This window comes from Microcoleus sp. PH2017_05_CCC_O_A, assembly GCF_020738785.1.
GTDB lineage: Bacteria > Cyanobacteriota > Cyanobacteriia > Cyanobacteriales > Microcoleaceae > Microcoleus.
The window spans coordinates 1-16,994 of sequence record NZ_JAEQCB010000174.1 but is presented as its reverse complement, the minus strand read 5'-3'; the positions used below and the strand labels follow the sequence as shown (position 1 = coordinate 16,994).

Genomic DNA, 16,994 nt, shown 5'->3' with positions numbered 1-16,994 from the left:
AAGAAGAAAGAAGAAAGATTTTTCCAATCTCCCCCTCTCCCCCTCTCCCCCTCTCCTCCATCTCCTCCCTCCGCTTCACCGAGGGACTTAGGCCCTTTTACTTGTTGATACCCAACTGATCGCCCCGCTTGTATTGCTGGTAAGCAGCAAAAAACAGCCCAGCCAGAGTAACAAAGATTAAACCCAGAACAATACCTGAAAGCAGCGGTTCTACCATGAGAGCTCCTTAACGTTAAGATTTAACAATCTATTTTTAATATTACCAGCACTGAGACAGATGAATTTTCCCATTCTTGGGAGTTCTGGGGGTCTGTGATCTTGATATCCCCGCTGGAAACGATTAAGCTATGTGATGAGAAATAAATTTTCTTGTAGATACTATTTTAAAATTGCACTCCTTTGAATCACCAAATTGCCACGAATGAAATTAAAAACCCGATCGAGCGACTGCTCATATTTGCGATCGCGCTGTTGCTTGCGATCATGTTGGCGACGATGACAATTCGTCAGTTTCAAGTTGCCGATCCCTACGTCAAAAGCGTGCTGTCCCTTGCTGGCGACCAGTTTCAGGGTTCCGCCATCTTTCAAATGAACTGTGCGGGGTGTCACATATCCGTCGGAGAGACTCAAGTTGGGCCCAACTTGCACCGAGTTTCAGAGCGCAAATCCGAATTCGAGCTGATCCGCCAAGTCACCAGCGGGCGAACCCCACCAATGCCACAGTTTCAGCCGAGCCCGCAAGAAATGGCCGACTTGCTGAAATATCTCCAACAAATTTAAGCAAAAAAGGGGAACGGAATTTCGTTCCCCTCATCCTGATTGTCCGGGTAATAGTAGGGTGCGCGAAGTACGCATCCTACATAGCATTAGTGTCAACTTAACCCCGAAAACCTTTGTATCTCTCGTTTACCCTGAGCGTCGATCCCCCTAAATCCCCCTTAAGAAGGGGGACTTTGAGAAAAATCCTGTCCCCCCCTTAAGAAGGGGGGCTAGGGGGGATCTGGCCCCGATCGCCAGACAGGCACTACGTTTGACGTTAAGTTGAAACCAATGCCTACTAAGGACTACAGATTAAACCACCAGCACGTTAAAACTGCTTGCCGCTAACCGGTTGGGGACAACGCCCGCCAATATAGCCAAAGTCTGGTTGGTGCTGGCGATCGCGATCGCAGTTGAGCCGTTAGTTTCGGTTAACAACAGTTGATTGAAGTCCAAGCCTCCCACCAACTGGATCGAATCAGATTCTGGTCTAAAGTTGATAATCGTGTCAATTCCCTGAATCGCTGCCAATACAAAGTCTTGTCGGTTGCCGTTAGCGATCAGAGTATCATTGCCAATGCCGCCAAACAGCAAGTCATCGCCGGTGCCACCAAAGAGTATATCATCGCCGCTGCCGCCCAGTAAGGTATTGTTACCGTCGCCACCGCAGAGAGTGTCATTACCTTGATCGCCCAATAGCACGTCGTCGCCGGCTTCTCCCAATAGCACGTCGTCGCCTTTGCCGCCGTACAATACGTCATCGCCGTCGTCGCCGCTTACTGAGTCGTTGCCCCGATTGCCGTAAAGAGTATCGTTAGCTCGATCGCCAAAGATCAGGTCAAAGCCTTTACCACCGAAGATAGTATTGCTATCTTTGCCACCATAGATAGTATCGTTGCCGGTATTGCCATTGATGTAATCGCCGCCCTCTTGGCCGAAGATCAAATCAGCGCCGCCTAACCCGAAGATAGAGTCAGCATTGGCACTGCCCACGAGGGTATCGTTGCCGTTAGTGCCGTTGATGACACCGTTGGGGCAGATTCGGAGGGGTAACCCTGGGGAAAGAATCGGGACAAACCAAATCTGTCACTAAAGGTGTCGGCGTCGGTGTCGGCGTCGGTTCTGGTGTCGGAGTCGGTTCAGGTGTTGGCGTCGGAGTCGGTGCAGGTGTTGGTGCAGGTGTCGGCAGCGGCGTCGGTGCAGGCGTCGGTGCAGGTGTCGGCAGCGGCGTCGGTGCAGGTGAAGGTGTCGGTTCTATCCTTGCCGGCGGTGTCGGTGTCGGCTGCGTCGATGTCGGCGTCGGCGTCGGTGGCGTCGGTGTTGTAATGGAATTCCCGAAGTTGATGCCGCTGACAATAGCGCCCGAAGCCAGCACGATGTCGGCGGGGTTGGGGCTGGTTTGAGTGAAACCTATTGGCGGGGTTTCCCGGACGCGGTAGGTTGCCGGCGCTAGGTTCGCGAACACGTAGTTGCCGCTGTTGTCTGTGGTAGTAGTAACAGGAACAGCAGCAGGAGCTCCTGGGGTGGGAGCTACGACTTTGGTTAACAGAATTTGGACATTGGGTAAACCCGGTTCTCCGGCATCCTGAACGCCATTCTTGTTGTTGTCTTGGAACTTCAGACCGCGGATCGTGCCCGGTTGGGGCAGGAAGTTGCCGAAGTCAATGCCCGTGGGTTTTTCTCCGGCTTGAGCTATAATAACGTCGGCAGGGAGCGCGGTTGTCAGCGTCCAGCCGGTTTGCTGGACTTCCCTTACCTGGAAAGTACCTGCGGGTACGTCGGTGATAGTGTAGTTGCCATCCTTATCCGTGATGGTAGTCAATTCGCCCTGTTGGAACACTCCATCTTTGTTCGTGTCTACGAAGATTTGCCAGTTTTCCGTTGTTGTTGAGGTCATTGAATTTTTGACCGCTGATCGTGCTCGCCTCGAAGAAGTTGCCGAAGTTGTTGTTTTGGGAGTCTTGACCGCTGGTGAGAGGGATAGTATACGCACCTGGAAGGGTAGGCGCGGTGGCGCTGGCTGCGGGGGCGATTTGCGTCCAGCCTGGTTCTACTAATTCCCGGACGTTGTAGGTGGCGAATGGCAAGTCGTTGAACTGGTACTTACCGGTGATATCGGTAACAGTAGCGGTTTCGGTTGGCTCTAGCGTGCCGTTGTTGTTGGCATCTAGGTAGATTCTCCAGCCTGCTAGCGCTGGTTCGCCAGCATCTTGGACACCATTTTTGTTGCGATCGTTAAATTTGATCCCGCTGATCTTGCCAACCTGGAAGTTCCCGAAGTTGGTAGGAAGGGTGGTGGTGTTGGCAATGTTAACGCCACTTGCGGTAGTAAGCCTCGTGGCCGCTGGGGGAACAGGGAAAGTTTGCTGCCAACCAGTCTTTTGCTCTTCCCGCAGGAGGAATGTACCAGCGCCAACGTCAGTAAAGGTGTAATTCCCAGAGGCATCAGTGGTAGTCGATCGCGGTACTGCTGTGCCGATAAAGGTCTGTGGTTCTAGTAAGATTTTCCAGCCTTCTAATCCTGGTTCGGTCCCCTCTTTGACCCCATTCCCGTTGAGGTCGTTGAACTTCTGACCTGTGATAGTGATGTTTTTGAAGATGCCAAAGTTCTGCCCGGTGACGGCAAGACCGCTTTGGGTAGTAACCGGAATAGCCGGAATTGCGCCAGCGGGGAAAGAGATGCTGGAGTTGGCTGGGGGAGTGGCTTGTATCAGGTACTTGCCCGGGCCGATGTCCGCGAAGCTGTAATCTCCTGTTGCCGTAGTCGTTTGCGGAGTGCCGACAACTGTATCTGTGGCGGCTTGGAATATGCCGTCGCCGTTGGTGTCTTTGTAGAGATTGACTACGACGCCAGCTAATACGGTGTCGTCGGGAGTGAAACCGTTGCCTGCGAGGTCGCTGAAGGTTTTGCCCGCGATCGTAGTTTTTTGGAAATTACCGAAGTTGGCGCCGGTGACATTCACAATACCTGTAGAGGGCGGAGTCGGGCCGACAGTCTGCACCCAAGCAGTGGGAGGCGTTCCAGCGGGCGGGGCTTCTGTAATCGCAGTATTTGTTTTTACGTCGCGGAGGGTGTAAGAGCCGTCGGCTGCGGTGGTAGCGCTCTTCGTGCCTACAGAAATTACCCAACCTGGGAGACCGGGTTCAGCCGCCTGCCGAACGCCGTCACCGTTAAGGTCGTTGTATTTGACGCCTGTGACGATCGGGCCGTACTCGTAGGCACCGATATCAACAGCAGCGCCGATCGTCCGAGGAAAGCCAGTACCCCGCTCGTCAGTCGCGCCAGCAGCCGCCCCAGCCGCCACATCTCCGCCATCGATCGCCGGATTAATCACTGTCGCAGTGCTATCAGCCAAAGCATAAGTGAAGGGAACGCCTGTAGCCTGGTTCAGTGCTGCGGTAGGTGCGAGTACATTAGCTAGAGGAACAGTCGCCGCCAATTGCTGGGTAGCAGGTAAATTGCTACCAGCAATGTTCCCGATCAAATTCTTGATACTGGTGGCGGCGAAAGAGGTTCCGAACACATCAGGACTCGCGCCACCAGTATTGCCAGCAACAATAGTGTTTCTGACATTCACAGCACCGCCGTTAGTAGCAATACCCCCGCCCACAGCAAGAGCAGGAGCAGTCGCAGCAGCACTGTTAGCAGTAATCGTGTTGTTAGTCAGAGTTGCAGTAGCGCCGCTGTTAACAAAAATCGCGGCTCCTGCGCCCTGGCCGGGTGTAGCGGCAGCACCGCCAGCAGCGCCGCCCGTGGCTGTGTTGCTGAAGAAAGTGCTGTTGTTCAGGGTCAAACTGCCAGCATTCACAAAAATTGCACCGCCCAAACCAGCACCGCCACCACCGCCGGCTGCGCTTCCTGCGCCGCCCGGGGTGAAAGCTCCTACAGCAGTGCTGGCTCCGCCTACAGTACCGCGTCCGCCGCCGCCACACCGCCACCGCCACCGAAGCCACCAGCACCACCAACACCGCCAGCGCCCGGTAAACCTGCCGCGCCAGTGCCCGCGACGCCACCAGCGCCACCAGCACCGCCAGGGCCACCACCGCCTCCGAGACCACCAGCGCCACCAGTGCCTCCGGTACCACCAACTCCGCCGTTAGTACCAGTGCCACCAGCGCCACCAGCGCCACCAGCGCCTCCGATGCCGCCGTTAAGACCAGTACCTGGTAATCCGCCGCTGCCGGCCCCGCCATTGCCACCCGTACCGCCGGGGCCACCAGGGCCACCAGGGCCGAGGCTTGTCAAACCTGTGAGACCGTTGAGACCTGGGCCACCTGCGGAAACGAAGGGAAACAGAGCTGCAAAATCGGTGTTCCCACCCGCGCCTGCTACTGCTGGAGCAACGGGAGCCGCGCCGCCCGCGCCACCCACAGCACTGTTGCCATTAAAGGTGACGCTGTTAACTGTGACAGCCCCGCTGTTGATAAATAGTGCACCGCCCATGCCGGCTGCACCGCCGCCACCGCCTGTACCGACAGCACCTGCGGATCTGCCGCCCGTAATTGTCAGGTTGGAAAATGTGACTGGGGCTGTGGCGCTGTCGATGAAGAAGCCCCGGTTATTGCCGAGATTTAGGGCGAAACCGCCGCCGGTAAAGGTGATGGGAGTGGAAATTCTCGGCAGAACTTGTCCGGGCGCGAAGGTGATGTTGCCGGTGATGAGAATCGTATCTGGATTCGGCAAAGCGTTAGCCAGAGTGATCGCATCTTGCAGTTCGCTAAATGTAGCGACTAAGACTCCGCTATATGCTTCCCTCGCCTCTTGGGAAAATGCTAAAGGTGTTTCTATTTTCCCCGTAGTTACTTCCAATTCCCAGTCTCCGCCCAAGGCTGCACTGCCAGTCAAGTTATCGGATGCGGCAATATTTGCTCCCGTGAGCTGGCTCAGCCTTTGGACGAAGGCAACACCGGCTTCTGTGGCGGCGACGTTGCAACCGTAAAGCAGAATTTCTGGTTTAGCAGTAGTTGAAGAGTTCGAGTTTGCTTCCGCTGCTGGCAAAGCAAACCATGTTTCTAAATAATTCCGGTAGCTTTCAATATTGCTGAGATTGAGCTCTGTGGTGCCCAGTTGCAGGCTGATGCCGTCGCGATCGGCCTTGAGAATAATAACTTCTGTATCGGAATTCGCGGTTTTTGTTAAACTTTCGCAATCTTTAACTTGTGAATCCGCAAAAACTATCTGGTGTTTCCGTTCTTTATAGAGTTCCATGATTAAATTCCTCTGGTACACACACACATTAAATTCATAGCACAAACCAAACGCAGCAGCGAGATATCTTAATTTTAGGGTAGATTTTGTCGTTGGCGAAGCTCTCGAAGACGATCGCCCCTAACTTTCACCTACCTGGAAGATTGACAAAACGTTTTTTTTGTGCTCCCTATAGGATATACTGAAGTTAGTTTGATTGTGTAGAAGTTTTCAAGGGGGCTGTTGTTCCGGCTTTTACAAAAATATTTGAGTCAAGCTTGTACTCAGTTTTTAATGTCATTAGACTCGAACGAGTACAACGTATTGTCATAAATGTCAAGCAAAAAATAACTAATGGCGAGCGCTCGCCATTAGTTACAATCTGATGTTATTTTTTAGGGTATTGATTCCAAAGTTATTCGTTTTTAGCTTTTGACTAATAACCAACACGGCTGCGCGAGCCTGTACAGCCTGGATCGATCGCCAATTACCAAGTTTCTTCATCGGGATGATTGGAATTGCTCCAGATTTCCACATCTAAATCATTCAGATAAATCAGAGCACTTTCAATTTGTTGACTTGTACCGTTAAGTTCCAAATCAAACCAACCGTCAATCGATTTTAGATTTTAGATTTTAGATTTTAGATTTTAGATTAACCCCACGGATAAATTCGGGGGAAGAGAGGATTTTATATTTTCGATTTGGGATTGATTCCACGGATAAATCACGTGGCGGGTACCATCAAAAAATTATTGGTCATCGGAAGTTTTGCCACCCAACAAAGCTGCATTAAAATTCACCTTTAAACCGTGTTCCGAAATCAGGTTAGAGATAACAGGTTCCTGATGGTATTCTTTGGGAATGCGAATGCGAATGCGGGTTTGAGTTGGTCTGCTGTCTCCTGACTCAGTGTGCGGTATGTCTGATTGTTGAGTTTGGTGGAAATTGTCGATCGACTCAAATTCAGGTTCGCTATTGTTCTGGTTTAACATTGTGGCCTCCTAATGTCTGTTTCTTTTCAGGGATAACGTACTACTGCTTGACGATTAGCCCTTCGATCCACCCTAACCCTCCTTAACAAGAGGGGGGCAGGAGTATTCTCAAAGTCTCCCTTAAGAAGCGTCAACTGTCAACTGTCAACTGTCAACTGTCAACTGTCAACTGTCAACTGTCAACTGTCAACTGTCAACTGTCAACTGTCAACTGTCAACTGTCAACTTCCTTAATGCTAGTTTTCCGTTCCAAAATCTCCTTAAGCACGAGAGTAACAACAGCTAACAAACCGAGAACTACCGCAGCGGAAAATGCTGCTTGCGTCGCGTACTGCTTGTAAGCATCCTCGACAAATAAAGGCAAAGTTTGGGTTTTTTTAGCAATATTTCCCGATACCACAGAAACAGCTCCAAATTCTCCCATTGCTCTAGCATTTGTCAAAATCACACCGTAAAGCAAGCCCCAGCGAATATTCGGTAGCGTGATATTCCAGAAGATTTGCCAATCATTTGCTCCCAAAGTTTTCGCCGCTTCTTCTTGATCGTTTCCCACTTCTTCCAAAACAGGAATCACTTCGCGGGCAACAAAAGGTAGAGTGACAAAAGCAGTAGCTAGCACCATTCCTGGGAAAGCAAATATAATCTTAATTCCAGCAGTTTCCAGCCACGGGCCGAACCATCCCAGCCGACCGTAAAGCAGTACAATCATTAAACCTGCGACTACGGGAGAGATGGCAAACGGCACGTCTAAAATGGTGATTAATAGGGTGCGTCCGGGAAATTTATTGCGGCCGATTACCCAAGCTGCACACAAACCAAATACTGTGTTTATAGGTACAACTATCAGAGCTATCAGCAGGGTTAGCTGTGCGGCTGAGAGAAAATCTGCCGAGGTTAAGTTGGCGAAAAATGGCTCGACTCCCTTTTTGAATGCTTGGTAAAAAACGTTGAGGGTTGGGATAAATAAGACGAGGCCGAGATAGCCGATCGCAATTCCGATCAAAGTTGGCTTTACCCAGGCTTTTTCTTTGCCCCGCGACGAACCCGCTGGCGGAACTGTGTAATTTTTAGATAAATTGATCTCAGCCGTCATAGCGTCTCCTCCAGGCTTGTAAAATATTAATTGTGAACAGCATTGCTAGGGAAATACCTAACATGACAGTGCCGATTACTGTGGCTCCTGCATAGTCGTACTGTTCCAATCTTTGGAAAATCAAAACAGGTGCAATTAAATCTTTAAACGGTACGTTGGCTGCTACAATTACCGTCGAACCGTACTCGCCAACGGCTCGGGAAAATCCGAGGGCAACTCCGGTTAAAATTGACGGAAAGAGCGGCGGTAAAACTACTCGCCAAAAGGTTTGAAATTGAGAAGCACCCAAGCACCAAGCTGCTTCTTCGATGTCTTTTTCCATTTCGTGTAAAACTGGCTGTACAGTTCGCACGATGAAGGGTAAGGATATAAAGATCATGGCTACGCCTACGCCCAAGCGAGTGAATGATATCTTGATTCCTAATGGTGCAAATAGCGAACCGATCCAGCCGTTATCGCTGTAAACTGTGGCGAGGGTTAAACCTGCAACGGATGTTGGTAGCGCAAAGGGTAAATCGACTGCTGCATCGACAATGCGTTTTAAGGGAAAGTCGTAGCGGACTAATACCCAGGCTATTAATGTGCCGAAGACTCCGTTGATTAGGGCTGCGATTAATGATGTGACGAAGGTGACATCGTAGGCGGAAAGGGCGATCGGGCTTGTGGCAATTTTCCAAAATTCGCCGGGGTTTGCTGTGCTGGCTTTTAGCAGCATGGCTGTGACTGGCAGAAATAGCATTAGGCTGAGGTAGCCGATGGTGATTCCCCAAGGTAGTGTGATTTTGCCGATCGCTCTTTTGATATTGGCGATCGCAGATTGAGGGTTGGTTGCTGGAGATGATACTGCCATTTAGGTTTGAGTATTTCTTCGTTTGTAGTAAGGAATGCAAGTCCTTGAAAAGCTAATATTTTGGGGAGGACTGAAGTCCGAACGATCGAACCGTTTGGAGAGGACTGAAGTCCTCACTACGAGCGGGTAATTCGGGAATTAGCGTTTAATCGATCCTTGGATTTTGTCAAACGCGGCTCCGTCATCAAAGAATTTCTTCTGAATTTCTCCCCAACCTCCCAAATCTTTAGCTGTAAATAGGGTTTTGACGGCGGGATATTTTTGGGCAAATTCTGCTTCTTTGGCGACTGTCTCATCTACTGGGCGAAATCCTGCTTTGGCAAATTCTCGCTGGGCTTCTGGAGTGTACAGATACTTGACAAAGGCTTCGGCGACTTCGCGAGTGCCGTGTTTGTCCACGTTTTTATCGACGATCGCGATCGGATTGTCGATCGACACATTCACATCGGGAATAATATAACTCGGTTTTTCGCCTTTCTCAGCTACTAAAATAACTTCGTTTTCGTAATTTATTAAGGCGTCGCCTTGGCCTTGTTTAAAAAAAGCATCCATAGCTTCGCGGGCATCTTTAGTCAGAATCGGAACATTTTTGTAGACTTTGGTGGTAAACTCTAATGCTTTGGTGTCGTCTCCTCCGGTTTTAATTACCGAACCCCAAAGTGCTAGGAAATTCCAGCGAGCAACGCCTGAGGTTTTGGGATCGGCGGTGATCAATTTAACTCCGTCTTTGCTTAAATCTTCCCAGGTTTTAATGCCTTTGGGATTGCCTTCGCGGGTGACTATTGCTGCTACGGATTTGCTGACGATACCTTCGCTGGGAACTTCTTTTTCCCAGCCTGGTTGGATGAGTCCGGCTTTCTCGATTTTGGCGGTGTCGAGGGCGAGGGCTAGGTGTACGATGTCTGCTTCTAATCCGTCAATTACTGCTCTGGTTTGGGAACCGGAACCGCCGTAACTTTGGCTGAAGGTGACGGTTTGTCCTTTTTCTTTTTGCCACTTTTCTACAAATTTGGGAATTATCGCTTCGTGGGCTGCTTTGGTGACGGCGAAGGAAACGAGGGTTAATTCTACTTTGCCTTTGTTGGCTGCTGGGTTTGTTGGGGTTCCCTGCTGGCAGGATACAATTGCCAAACTTAAAGTTATTCCTACTACAAATAGCGACACAAATCTTTTAAGTGCAGTCAGCGATCGATTTTGGCTAATTGGTAGCTGTTGTGGTCGGTGAAATTGTTGAGTTAGGTGTTGCCACGGGCTCATTATATTTGTTCCTTTACTAAAGTACGGTTATTAGGTCGGGATACCGTAATTATGGTGGTGAAGTACGATTATAGACAAGGGCGAGCGAAATGGCAATAAGCAAAAAAAATTGGTAAAAAAAAAGGTCGATCGGGCGTCTCTTAGCCTAGTTGCCCGGTGCTGTACGCCTGGATTCGCAGTAAAATGTAAAGAATATAAACATTGTTAAGTTAAGCTGCTGAGGCTGTAAACCTGGGCGAGACCTCAAAGGTCAAAGGCTGGAGTTGCGAGTTTCGGAGAAAGGGCGATCGACTCTAGATAGTGTTTTTTAGGGGCTTTCGCGTCGTGGGGGGAATCCGATCGCAGCCTGCCAAGTAAATCTCGTTAGGAAATTGATTCGATTGTCAGACATCTCCAATACATCGAATAACTCCTCTACAATTGACAATCTAAAATCTCATAAGTTATTTAAGAAAGACAATCTAAAATTTAATAGATTATCTAAAATCGGAAATCTCAGACAATCTAAAATCTAAAATCTAAAATCTAAAATGGTATTACCTCGCCCCGTCTCAGATACCCTAATTGAACTGTTGAAACCTGTAGCCTGCGAATTGGGAGAAAGATTGGGAGCAAGCGCTGTCAACGAACGCTATGCAGAAATTGAGCCGTCTGGTTCTTCTGCTTTGAACCAGCAAATCAAAAAAGACCCCCGCTGGACTAAAGCACAAGTGAAGTATTTGCAGCGGCAGCAGGCCCGAGAACAAGAGTTAATTGCGATCGCCAGCATAGAAGAAGAAAAGGTAAAGGAAGAACGCGCCAATCGAATTAGGGCGGAAGAATTGAGAGATCAGCGGACTATTAGTCGGCTTGGCCGCGAGTTAATGCGGGAGATTCAATCAGAAGCAATTCGAGTTAAGCTGAACGAAATTCAAATTATTTGGGACAGGGACAACTGGTTTTCCAATTTGAGCAGGCAGGAAACTGAACAGATTTTGCAGCAGCAGCAGCACCGATTGCTGTTGTTAGTTGCTCCGGCCAAAATTAGCCAAGATTGCCCGGATTCGTTTCGCCACAATCTGAATATCGAGCTGCCGGCTAAGTTGAGAACTTTTTTGAACCAGCACTACCCCCAGCACGGAGAATCCTCTCCAGTTCAGTTTTACGGAGATTATTTCAAAAACCCTATTTCTGATATTGATGTGGAGCGGTTGCAGACTGTTTTGTCTCCCGTGCCAACCGCTATATTGTACAGCGACATCAGCGATTATGAAGTTAATTTTCATGTCGGTTTTTGGGGGATCATCAATCAGAATGTTTCCCTAGTGGCGATGCAGCCTTGGAATTGGGAAGAAGTTTATCACCAGTTGGAAGCCGAGGGGAAAGATGAAAAGGTGAGACTGCGGATTATTCGGCAAATAATTGTGACAATTCATAAGTTGCTGGCGGCTTTTTTAGCGGATTTGTATTATTTAAAAATAGATTTTACTCACGAACCTCAGCTATTTAATTTAGAGGCGGAATTTGCTCAGGAATGGTTTTCTCAAGATTGGGCCCTACCGTATATGGAAACTCTTAAAGAAATTCAGGAGCAGCAGCGAATAACCTATAAGGGAGAGATGCGGCGGTTAGCACTGCGAGAGGCGAAAGCTAGGGCGGAACGCAAGCGTTTGGAGGAGGAGGCACTAAAAAGCAGACAGGAAGCTGAGGCGAAATCAAAGCGGGCGAAGGAGTTCGCTCACAAATTAAAAAATCTGAAATGGCGGTGCGCTTACACGCTGCCGGGACATTCATCGTTTGTGAATTCTCTGGCGATTAGTCCTGATGGCGAAATTCTGGCTAGTGGCAGTTGGGATAAAACTATTAAGATTTGGAATTTAGAAACAAGGGAATTAGTTGGCACTTTGACGGGACATTCCGATCGCGTAAATTCGGTTGCTATTAGCTATGACGGAAAAATGTTGGTCAGCGGCAGTTCGGACGAAACAATTAAGTTTTGGAATTTGTACAATGGCGATCTATTGTGTACTTTTCCAGGACATTCTATGGAGGTGAATTCGGTGGCGATCAACCCGAAGGGGCAGATAATTGCTAGCTGCGGCGGGGCTGATAATACGATTAAGCTGTGGAATTTGCGAACTGGTGAGTTGCTGCGGACTTTGAGGGGTCATTCAGACAATGTGAATGCGGTGGTTTTTAGCCCGGATGGTAAGATATTGGCGAGCGGGAGTTCGGATGCGACGAGCAAGGTTTGGGATGTGGAAAGCGGTAAGTTGCTGCGGACTCTTTCGGGTTTGAATGTTGGGGTGAATTCTGTGGCGATCGCGCCGGACGGTCAAATTCTGGCTAGCGTCAGCAATGATTATACGATTAAGCTGCGGAATTTGCACACGGGCAGTTTGTTGCGGATCTTAAATTCTAATTCTGCGAAGCGAAAGGGTGTAGCGAATTTAGGGATGAATGAGGCTGTGCATATTTTGCGGAATTATGTAAGTCGGGGCGATTCGGTTGCTATCAGTAGGGACGGTTTGACTTTGGCTAGCGGCTGCGATGATAATAAGATTAATATTTGGAGTTTGCAGACGGGGGAGCTGTTGAGCACTCTTGAGGGACATTCGGGTACGGTATACTCGGTGGCGATCGCACCTTCGGGCAATTTGCTAGCCAGCGGCAGCGCGGATGAGACAATTAAGATTTGGTGTTGCGATTAGGCAGTTGGCAGTTGGCAGTTGGCAGTTGGCAGTTGGCTGTTTTCAGATCCTATCCGCTAATTAACCACAATACTTGTACGGGCGGGTTCACCAACAATCTATAATTCCCATTAACAATCTAGATAAACCCGCCCCCACCACGCGACTTACCCACAGGGGCTAGAAACCGGGTTTCTACGAAAAATTTGGGTTGAGTGACGAGAAATATCGGAAGAAACCCGGTTTCTGATCTCGGGGTGCGCCCAGGAGACGATAATTCCGGTTCTGCCCTTACCGGAAGAGGTTTTGGGCGAATTTGCAAAAAAGTTTGCTGAGGGGGTTGCGCTAATGGCGATAAGTTTGCTATATTAATTTTCACTGCTGGTGTAACTCAGTTGGTAGAGTAGCTGATTTGTAATCAGCCTGTCGCAAGTTCGAGTCTTGTCACCAGCTTATTTCATGAAATTAAGGCTAGATATAACTTCTAGCCTTAATTTTTTTTGCCCCGCAAGCGTCTCAAAGTCCTTGTCACCCGCCTCAGCAATTTTGATTGTTAACGTAATCTTTTTTCCAAAAATAGAAATATCTATGGTTATATTGAAGGTTATATTGAATCGGGCGATCGCAAACTTGAGCGTCTGATTATCAAGTTTGATTAAATGTTGGCCACTCAACTTAGCAAGTTATTCTACACTAACTTTGTCAGCAGTTTACCGGAGCAGCGAAATGTCCCCTTGGGTAAAAGATCCACATTCAGGAGGAGTTAAAATCCCACCGGCAGTTCAAGAACGGGTGAAACAGCGTATTCTTAATTATGCTGCTGCTAACTACGCTGGTAAGTACACTCGCCTAGGCATCCGTTTTCGCAGTCAATTTTGTTACGTTGATGCCTACACAGAACCTGATGTCCCCTTAGATTTTCCGTTCAAAGAGCTTCGCGTATCTCGTGAAGAATATTTAGAACAAAGGCGAAATAACCCCCTTCACCTGTGTCGGCTGCGTTACTTTAGTGATGAAGAAGCTTGGACTCTGGGATTTTACGCCTATAGCAGTGAAAAATACGAGCCTTGTATGTTCCCAAATGGCAGTTTCTACGGTACGCCGGAAGAAGCCTTTGCCATCTCTTCGATGTACTTGGAATAACCCAAAATGAGCGAATATCAATATTACGAGTTTCAAAGTGTCGATCGACGTTTGACTCAATCCGAACAAGAAGCAATCAGCAAACTGTCTAGTCGCGCACAAATAAGCTCTAGTAAAGCTATCTTTGTCTATAACTATGGAGATTTACCGGGCAACGAAAAACAATTATTAATCAAATATTTCGATGCTATGTTTTACATAGCTAATTGGGGATCGCTACAACTAATGTTTCGTTTCCCTAAAGGTTTGATTGATATCGAACTGATGCGGAAATATTGTGTTGAAGACATAGTTGAGGTTTCGGAAATTAATAATTTTGTTGTTTTAGAAATTTCTATTAATGAGGAAGAAGGTTTTAATGGGTGGATAGAGGGAGAAGGAAATTTATCCTCTTTGATAGGTTTGCGTCAGGAAATTTTGCAGGGAGATTATCGTTTACTTTATTTAGCTTGGCTGAAAGGGATTACCTATCTTGATGAATTAGACGACGAAGATGAAGATGATGATGAAGAAAATGAAGATGATGAAAATGATGAAGAAGGGCTAGAACCACCTGTTCCTCCTAATTTCGGTAAGTTATCTTCATCGTTACAGGCTTTTATCGATATTTTTGAAGTGGATGAGCATCTACTCAAAGCTGCAATCAGTGCGAGTGTTGCTAAACCTTCAATTCCTGAAAGTAGCATCAAAGAAGCAATCAAAAAACTCAATCGTTCTGAAGTCGATACTTTTTTGCTGCGGTTACTCAAAGGAGAATCTAATCTCTCTATTGAATTGAGTAAGAAATTATCAGGAATGATAGAAGTTAGACAAGAGGAAAATCCCAATAAACGAACAATTCGTCAGCTTTTAGCAAGCGCAGAAAAGGAAGAAAAGAAGGAAGAAGAAAGAAGAGGACAGGAAGCTAAAGCTGCACGAATCAGAGATTTAGAAGCTTTGGCTAAGCGAGAAACGGCTGCTTGGGAAGATATAGACGCTCTTATTCAAAAAGGAACTTCTAGCTCTTACGATGAAGTAGTGCTGTTACTTTTAAAACTCCAAGATTTAGCGGATTATCAAAACCAAACAGTTAAATTTTTCACACGGGTTCAACAACTGCATAATAAATATAGCAGTCGCTCTGGATTGAAAAGACGTTTGCTTAAGGCTAATTTATTATAATCCAAATCAAGGTACGTTGTTGGGCTTTAGCCCTCTTTATTTATATCTTGAAAGAGGGCTAAAGCCCAACAACGTACCTATTTTTTCAATACGCAGTACAGGCTTTTTTCAACCAGGTGATTGTGGCAGCATCGAGTACGGGTGAGAGTTTCTCAACTACTGAAGCGTGATAGTTGTTCAACCATTGTAGTTGAGTTGTTGATAGCCGATCGACATTTATCAATTTTTGCTCGAACGGAATATACGTCAGCGGTTCAAATCCGTACCAAGCCGTACCGTTTTTAGACGGCATTTCCCTGACAACATAGAGATTTTCAAGGCGAATTCCGCCCCAGCCTGGTTCGTAATATCCCGGTTCGATACTCGTTACCATTCCCGGTTCGAGGGGATATTGGACAAATTTGCTGATACCGTTGGGGCCTTCGTGACCGGCTAAAAATGCGCCGACTCCGTGGCCCGTGCCGTGTCCGTAATCTAGCTGTTGTTGCCATAATACCGCACGGGCGATCGCATCTAACTGCGATCCGGTTGTACCTTTGGGGAATTGCTGCATGGCACAGTTGATGTGTGCTATCAAAACTGTGGTGTAGTGTTCGATTTGCTGCGCTGTCGGTTCCCCGACTATCATGGTTCTGGTGTCGTCGGTTGTTCCCGCTAGATACTGTGCGCCTGAGTCTAGCAGCAGCAATTCTCCGGGTTTTAGCGTGATTTCGGGGCTGGGAGTGCCGTAATGTACGATCGAGCTATTTGCTCCCGCACCTGCGATCGTTCTAAATGTTAAAATATGAAAATCAGCTTCTTGCTGATAAAAACTTTCGATACTTTCTTTAACATCAAACTCCGTCAATACATTACCATTTTCTAGCTGTTCGCTCAACCACTTTAAAGTCAGAGTTTTAGCTCGACTTGCCTTAAAATTAGCTGATTTCATCTGCTCGATTTCCACCGGGTTTTTCCGAGCTTTCATACCTTCTACGGGATTTAGCTGGAAAACTATTTCTATCTTATTTTCACTAGCTTTTTGCTGGTTTAACAATAACTGGTAAGTGCCTGCTGTACTGTGTTTCGCATCTAACAGCACCCGAACTTGTTTCGGCAAATTCAAACAAAGTTCTAAGGTTGACGGATAGTCGGAGTAGGGCAGCAAAGTTACAGCCGCCGCCAATTCTTGCTCGATTTCCGGTGAAACTCGTTCGAGATTTGTCAACAAAAATGCTGCACCTGCGGTGACAATCGCGTAGGATATGAAAATGGGAATGTGGGGAATATCCGAGCCTCGCAGATTGAACAGCCACGCTATTTGATTGAGGTTGGTAATTGGGAGTACATCGACTCGGACTAATTTTTCGTCGCAGGTTTCTCCGGTCAGGGATGCTGGTAAGCTAAATATAGGAGATTCGTCAATCGCGGGTAAAGTCTCTGCTGTTTGTCGAACCTTGTCTGCTAAATTCTCCGGTATCGGTACGAGTTCAATTCCCACTGTTGCAAATTTTTTCACCCAATTTTGATATTGCTCTGTGGCTACGGTAAACGGATCAAAACCGAATCTAATTTTAGTTAATTTTTGGGCAGATTCAGTCGCCAGTTTTTCTAAAGTTTCAATTAAGCTTAAATTTCCTTCTAAGCCGAGTTTCGATATTTGAATCAATCCGGCATCGACTTGCAACTCTGCTTGTTCGTAATAACGGGAATCCACAAACAACCAAGCCGAATTTTTGCCAACTAACAAATCGCCAGCCGAACCCGTAAAACCGGAAATCCAAGCTCGTCGCTGCTTTGCGGCTGGGACTGATAAATTTAAGTGTTCGTCAACTGCTGGGATGAAATAGCAATCTAAGTCATAGTTTGCCATCAAAGCACGCAAAGTAGCAATTTTTTCA

15 protein-coding genes and 1 tRNA gene are annotated in these 16,994 nt (G+C 47.7%); 5 read left to right on the top strand and 11 right to left on the bottom strand.

Translation table 11 applies throughout. The features are described 5' to 3' along the window. Positions 1-97: 97 nt before the first annotated feature. Positions 98-217: a cytochrome b6-f complex subunit V gene (petG, locus tag JGK20_RS29245; protein WP_006632329.1), complete on the bottom strand. Its 120-nt coding sequence runs from the start codon at positions 215-217 to the stop codon at positions 98-100. A 182-nt stretch (positions 218-399) separates the two neighbouring features. Between petG and JGK20_RS29240 the strand changes: the two genes are divergently transcribed. Beyond that, positions 400-780: a cytochrome c gene (locus JGK20_RS29240; RefSeq protein ID WP_293182882.1), complete on the top strand. Its 381-nt coding sequence runs from the start codon at positions 400-402 to the stop codon at positions 778-780. Positions 781-1,071: 291 nt separating this feature from the next. Here JGK20_RS29240 and JGK20_RS29235 read toward each other — a convergent pair whose 3' ends face one another. The 9 genes from JGK20_RS29235 to JGK20_RS29195 all read right to left on the bottom strand — a co-directional run bounded on the left by JGK20_RS29235 (position 1,072) and on the right by JGK20_RS29195 (position 10,141). Beyond that, the gene (locus JGK20_RS29235; protein WP_293233095.1) at positions 1,072-1,752 is read right to left on the bottom strand and encodes a calcium-binding protein; all 681 of its coding nucleotides are present in this window, start codon (positions 1,750-1,752) and stop codon (positions 1,072-1,074) included. A gap of 16 nt (positions 1,753-1,768) precedes the next feature. Continuing rightward, on the bottom strand, positions 1,769-2,656 hold the full coding sequence (locus JGK20_RS29230; protein WP_293233093.1) for an SdrD B-like domain-containing protein: 888 nt from the start codon (positions 2,654-2,656) through the stop codon (positions 1,769-1,771). Beyond that, entirely contained in the window at positions 2,562-4,586 is a 2,025-nt protein-coding gene (locus JGK20_RS29225) for an SdrD B-like domain-containing protein (protein WP_293233091.1), read from the bottom strand. The genes JGK20_RS29230 and JGK20_RS29225 overlap by 95 nt, the downstream gene beginning before the upstream one ends. Positions 4,587-4,663: 77 nt before the next feature. Beyond that, positions 4,664-5,968 carry a DUF4347 domain-containing protein gene (locus JGK20_RS29220; RefSeq protein ID WP_293233089.1) on the bottom strand — a complete coding sequence of 435 codons (1,305 nt, stop codon included), beginning with the start codon at positions 5,966-5,968 and terminating at the stop codon, positions 4,664-4,666. A 466-nt stretch (positions 5,969-6,434) separates the two neighbouring features. Next, positions 6,435-6,563, bottom strand: a complete 129-nt coding sequence (locus tag JGK20_RS29215; protein ID WP_366039644.1) for an NIL domain-containing protein — start codon at positions 6,561-6,563, stop codon at positions 6,435-6,437. 135 nt (positions 6,564-6,698) lie between these two features. After that, positions 6,699-6,941 (bottom strand): NIL domain-containing protein, encoded by a 243-nt coding sequence (locus tag JGK20_RS29210; RefSeq protein WP_293201058.1) that lies wholly within the window; start codon positions 6,939-6,941, stop codon positions 6,699-6,701. Between the two features lie 214 nt (positions 6,942-7,155). Continuing rightward, entirely contained in the window at positions 7,156-8,034 is an 879-nt protein-coding gene (gene cysW, locus JGK20_RS29205; protein WP_293233087.1) for a sulfate ABC transporter permease subunit CysW, read from the bottom strand. After that, positions 8,024-8,884, bottom strand: a complete 861-nt coding sequence (gene cysT / locus JGK20_RS29200) for a sulfate ABC transporter permease subunit CysT (RefSeq protein ID WP_293186033.1) — start codon at positions 8,882-8,884, stop codon at positions 8,024-8,026. Before cysT ends, cysW begins: the two co-directional genes overlap by 11 nt. A 138-nt stretch (positions 8,885-9,022) precedes the next feature. After that, the gene (locus JGK20_RS29195; RefSeq protein WP_293186031.1) at positions 9,023-10,141 is read right to left on the bottom strand and encodes a sulfate ABC transporter substrate-binding protein; all 1,119 of its coding nucleotides are present in this window, start codon (positions 10,139-10,141) and stop codon (positions 9,023-9,025) included. A gap of 530 nt (positions 10,142-10,671) precedes the next feature. On the opposite strand from JGK20_RS29195, the gene JGK20_RS29190 reads away from it, so the two are divergent. The 4 genes from JGK20_RS29190 to JGK20_RS29175 all read left to right on the top strand — a co-directional run bounded on the left by JGK20_RS29190 (position 10,672) and on the right by JGK20_RS29175 (position 15,114). Further along, complete coding sequence (locus tag JGK20_RS29190; RefSeq protein ID WP_293186029.1) at positions 10,672-12,831, top strand: serine/threonine protein kinase; 2,160 nt, start codon at positions 10,672-10,674, stop codon at positions 12,829-12,831. A 359-nt stretch (positions 12,832-13,190) separates the two neighbouring features. Then, positions 13,191-13,263 (top strand) — tRNA-Thr (locus JGK20_RS29185). A gap of 273 nt (positions 13,264-13,536) precedes the next feature. Next, positions 13,537-13,953, top strand: coding sequence for a hypothetical protein (locus JGK20_RS29180; protein ID WP_293193278.1), 417 nt, complete (start codon positions 13,537-13,539; stop codon positions 13,951-13,953). Between the two features lie 6 nt (positions 13,954-13,959). Beyond that, complete coding sequence (locus JGK20_RS29175) at positions 13,960-15,114, top strand: hypothetical protein (RefSeq protein ID WP_293233085.1); 1,155 nt, start codon at positions 13,960-13,962, stop codon at positions 15,112-15,114. Positions 15,115-15,199: 85 nt separating this feature from the next. Here the strand turns inward: JGK20_RS29175 and JGK20_RS29170 are convergent, their stop codons facing one another. After that, positions 15,200-16,987, bottom strand: coding sequence for an aminopeptidase P family protein (locus JGK20_RS29170; protein ID WP_293233107.1), 1,788 nt, complete (start codon positions 16,985-16,987; stop codon positions 15,200-15,202). Positions 16,988-16,994 lie beyond the last annotated feature (7 nt).

Bases quoted from the DNA above. Each gene is read 5' to 3' on its own strand.
- cysW (WP_293233087.1), bottom strand. From the start codon at position 8,034: ATGACGGCTGAGATCAATTTATCTAAAAATTACACAGTTCCGCCAGCG.
- JGK20_RS29175 (WP_293233085.1), top strand. From the start codon at position 13,960: ATGAGCGAATATCAATATTACGAGTTTCAAAGTGTCGATCGACGTTTG.
- JGK20_RS29220 (WP_293233089.1), bottom strand. From the start codon at position 5,968: ATGGAACTCTATAAAGAACGGAAACACCAGATAGTTTTTGCGGATTCA.
- JGK20_RS29210 (WP_293201058.1), bottom strand. From the start codon at position 6,941: ATGTTAAACCAGAACAATAGCGAACCTGAATTTGAGTCGATCGACAAT.
- petG (WP_006632329.1), bottom strand. From the start codon at position 217: ATGGTAGAACCGCTGCTTTCAGGTATTGTTCTGGGTTTAATCTTTGTT.
- JGK20_RS29180 (WP_293193278.1), top strand. From the start codon at position 13,537: ATGTCCCCTTGGGTAAAAGATCCACATTCAGGAGGAGTTAAAATCCCA.
- JGK20_RS29190 (WP_293186029.1), top strand. From the start codon at position 10,672: ATGGTATTACCTCGCCCCGTCTCAGATACCCTAATTGAACTGTTGAAA.
- JGK20_RS29195 (WP_293186031.1), bottom strand. From the start codon at position 10,141: ATGAGCCCGTGGCAACACCTAACTCAACAATTTCACCGACCACAACAG.
- JGK20_RS29230 (WP_293233093.1), bottom strand. From the start codon at position 2,656: ATGACCTCAACAACAACGGAAAACTGGCAAATCTTCGTAGACACGAAC.
- cysT (WP_293186033.1), bottom strand. From the start codon at position 8,884: ATGGCAGTATCATCTCCAGCAACCAACCCTCAATCTGCGATCGCCAAT.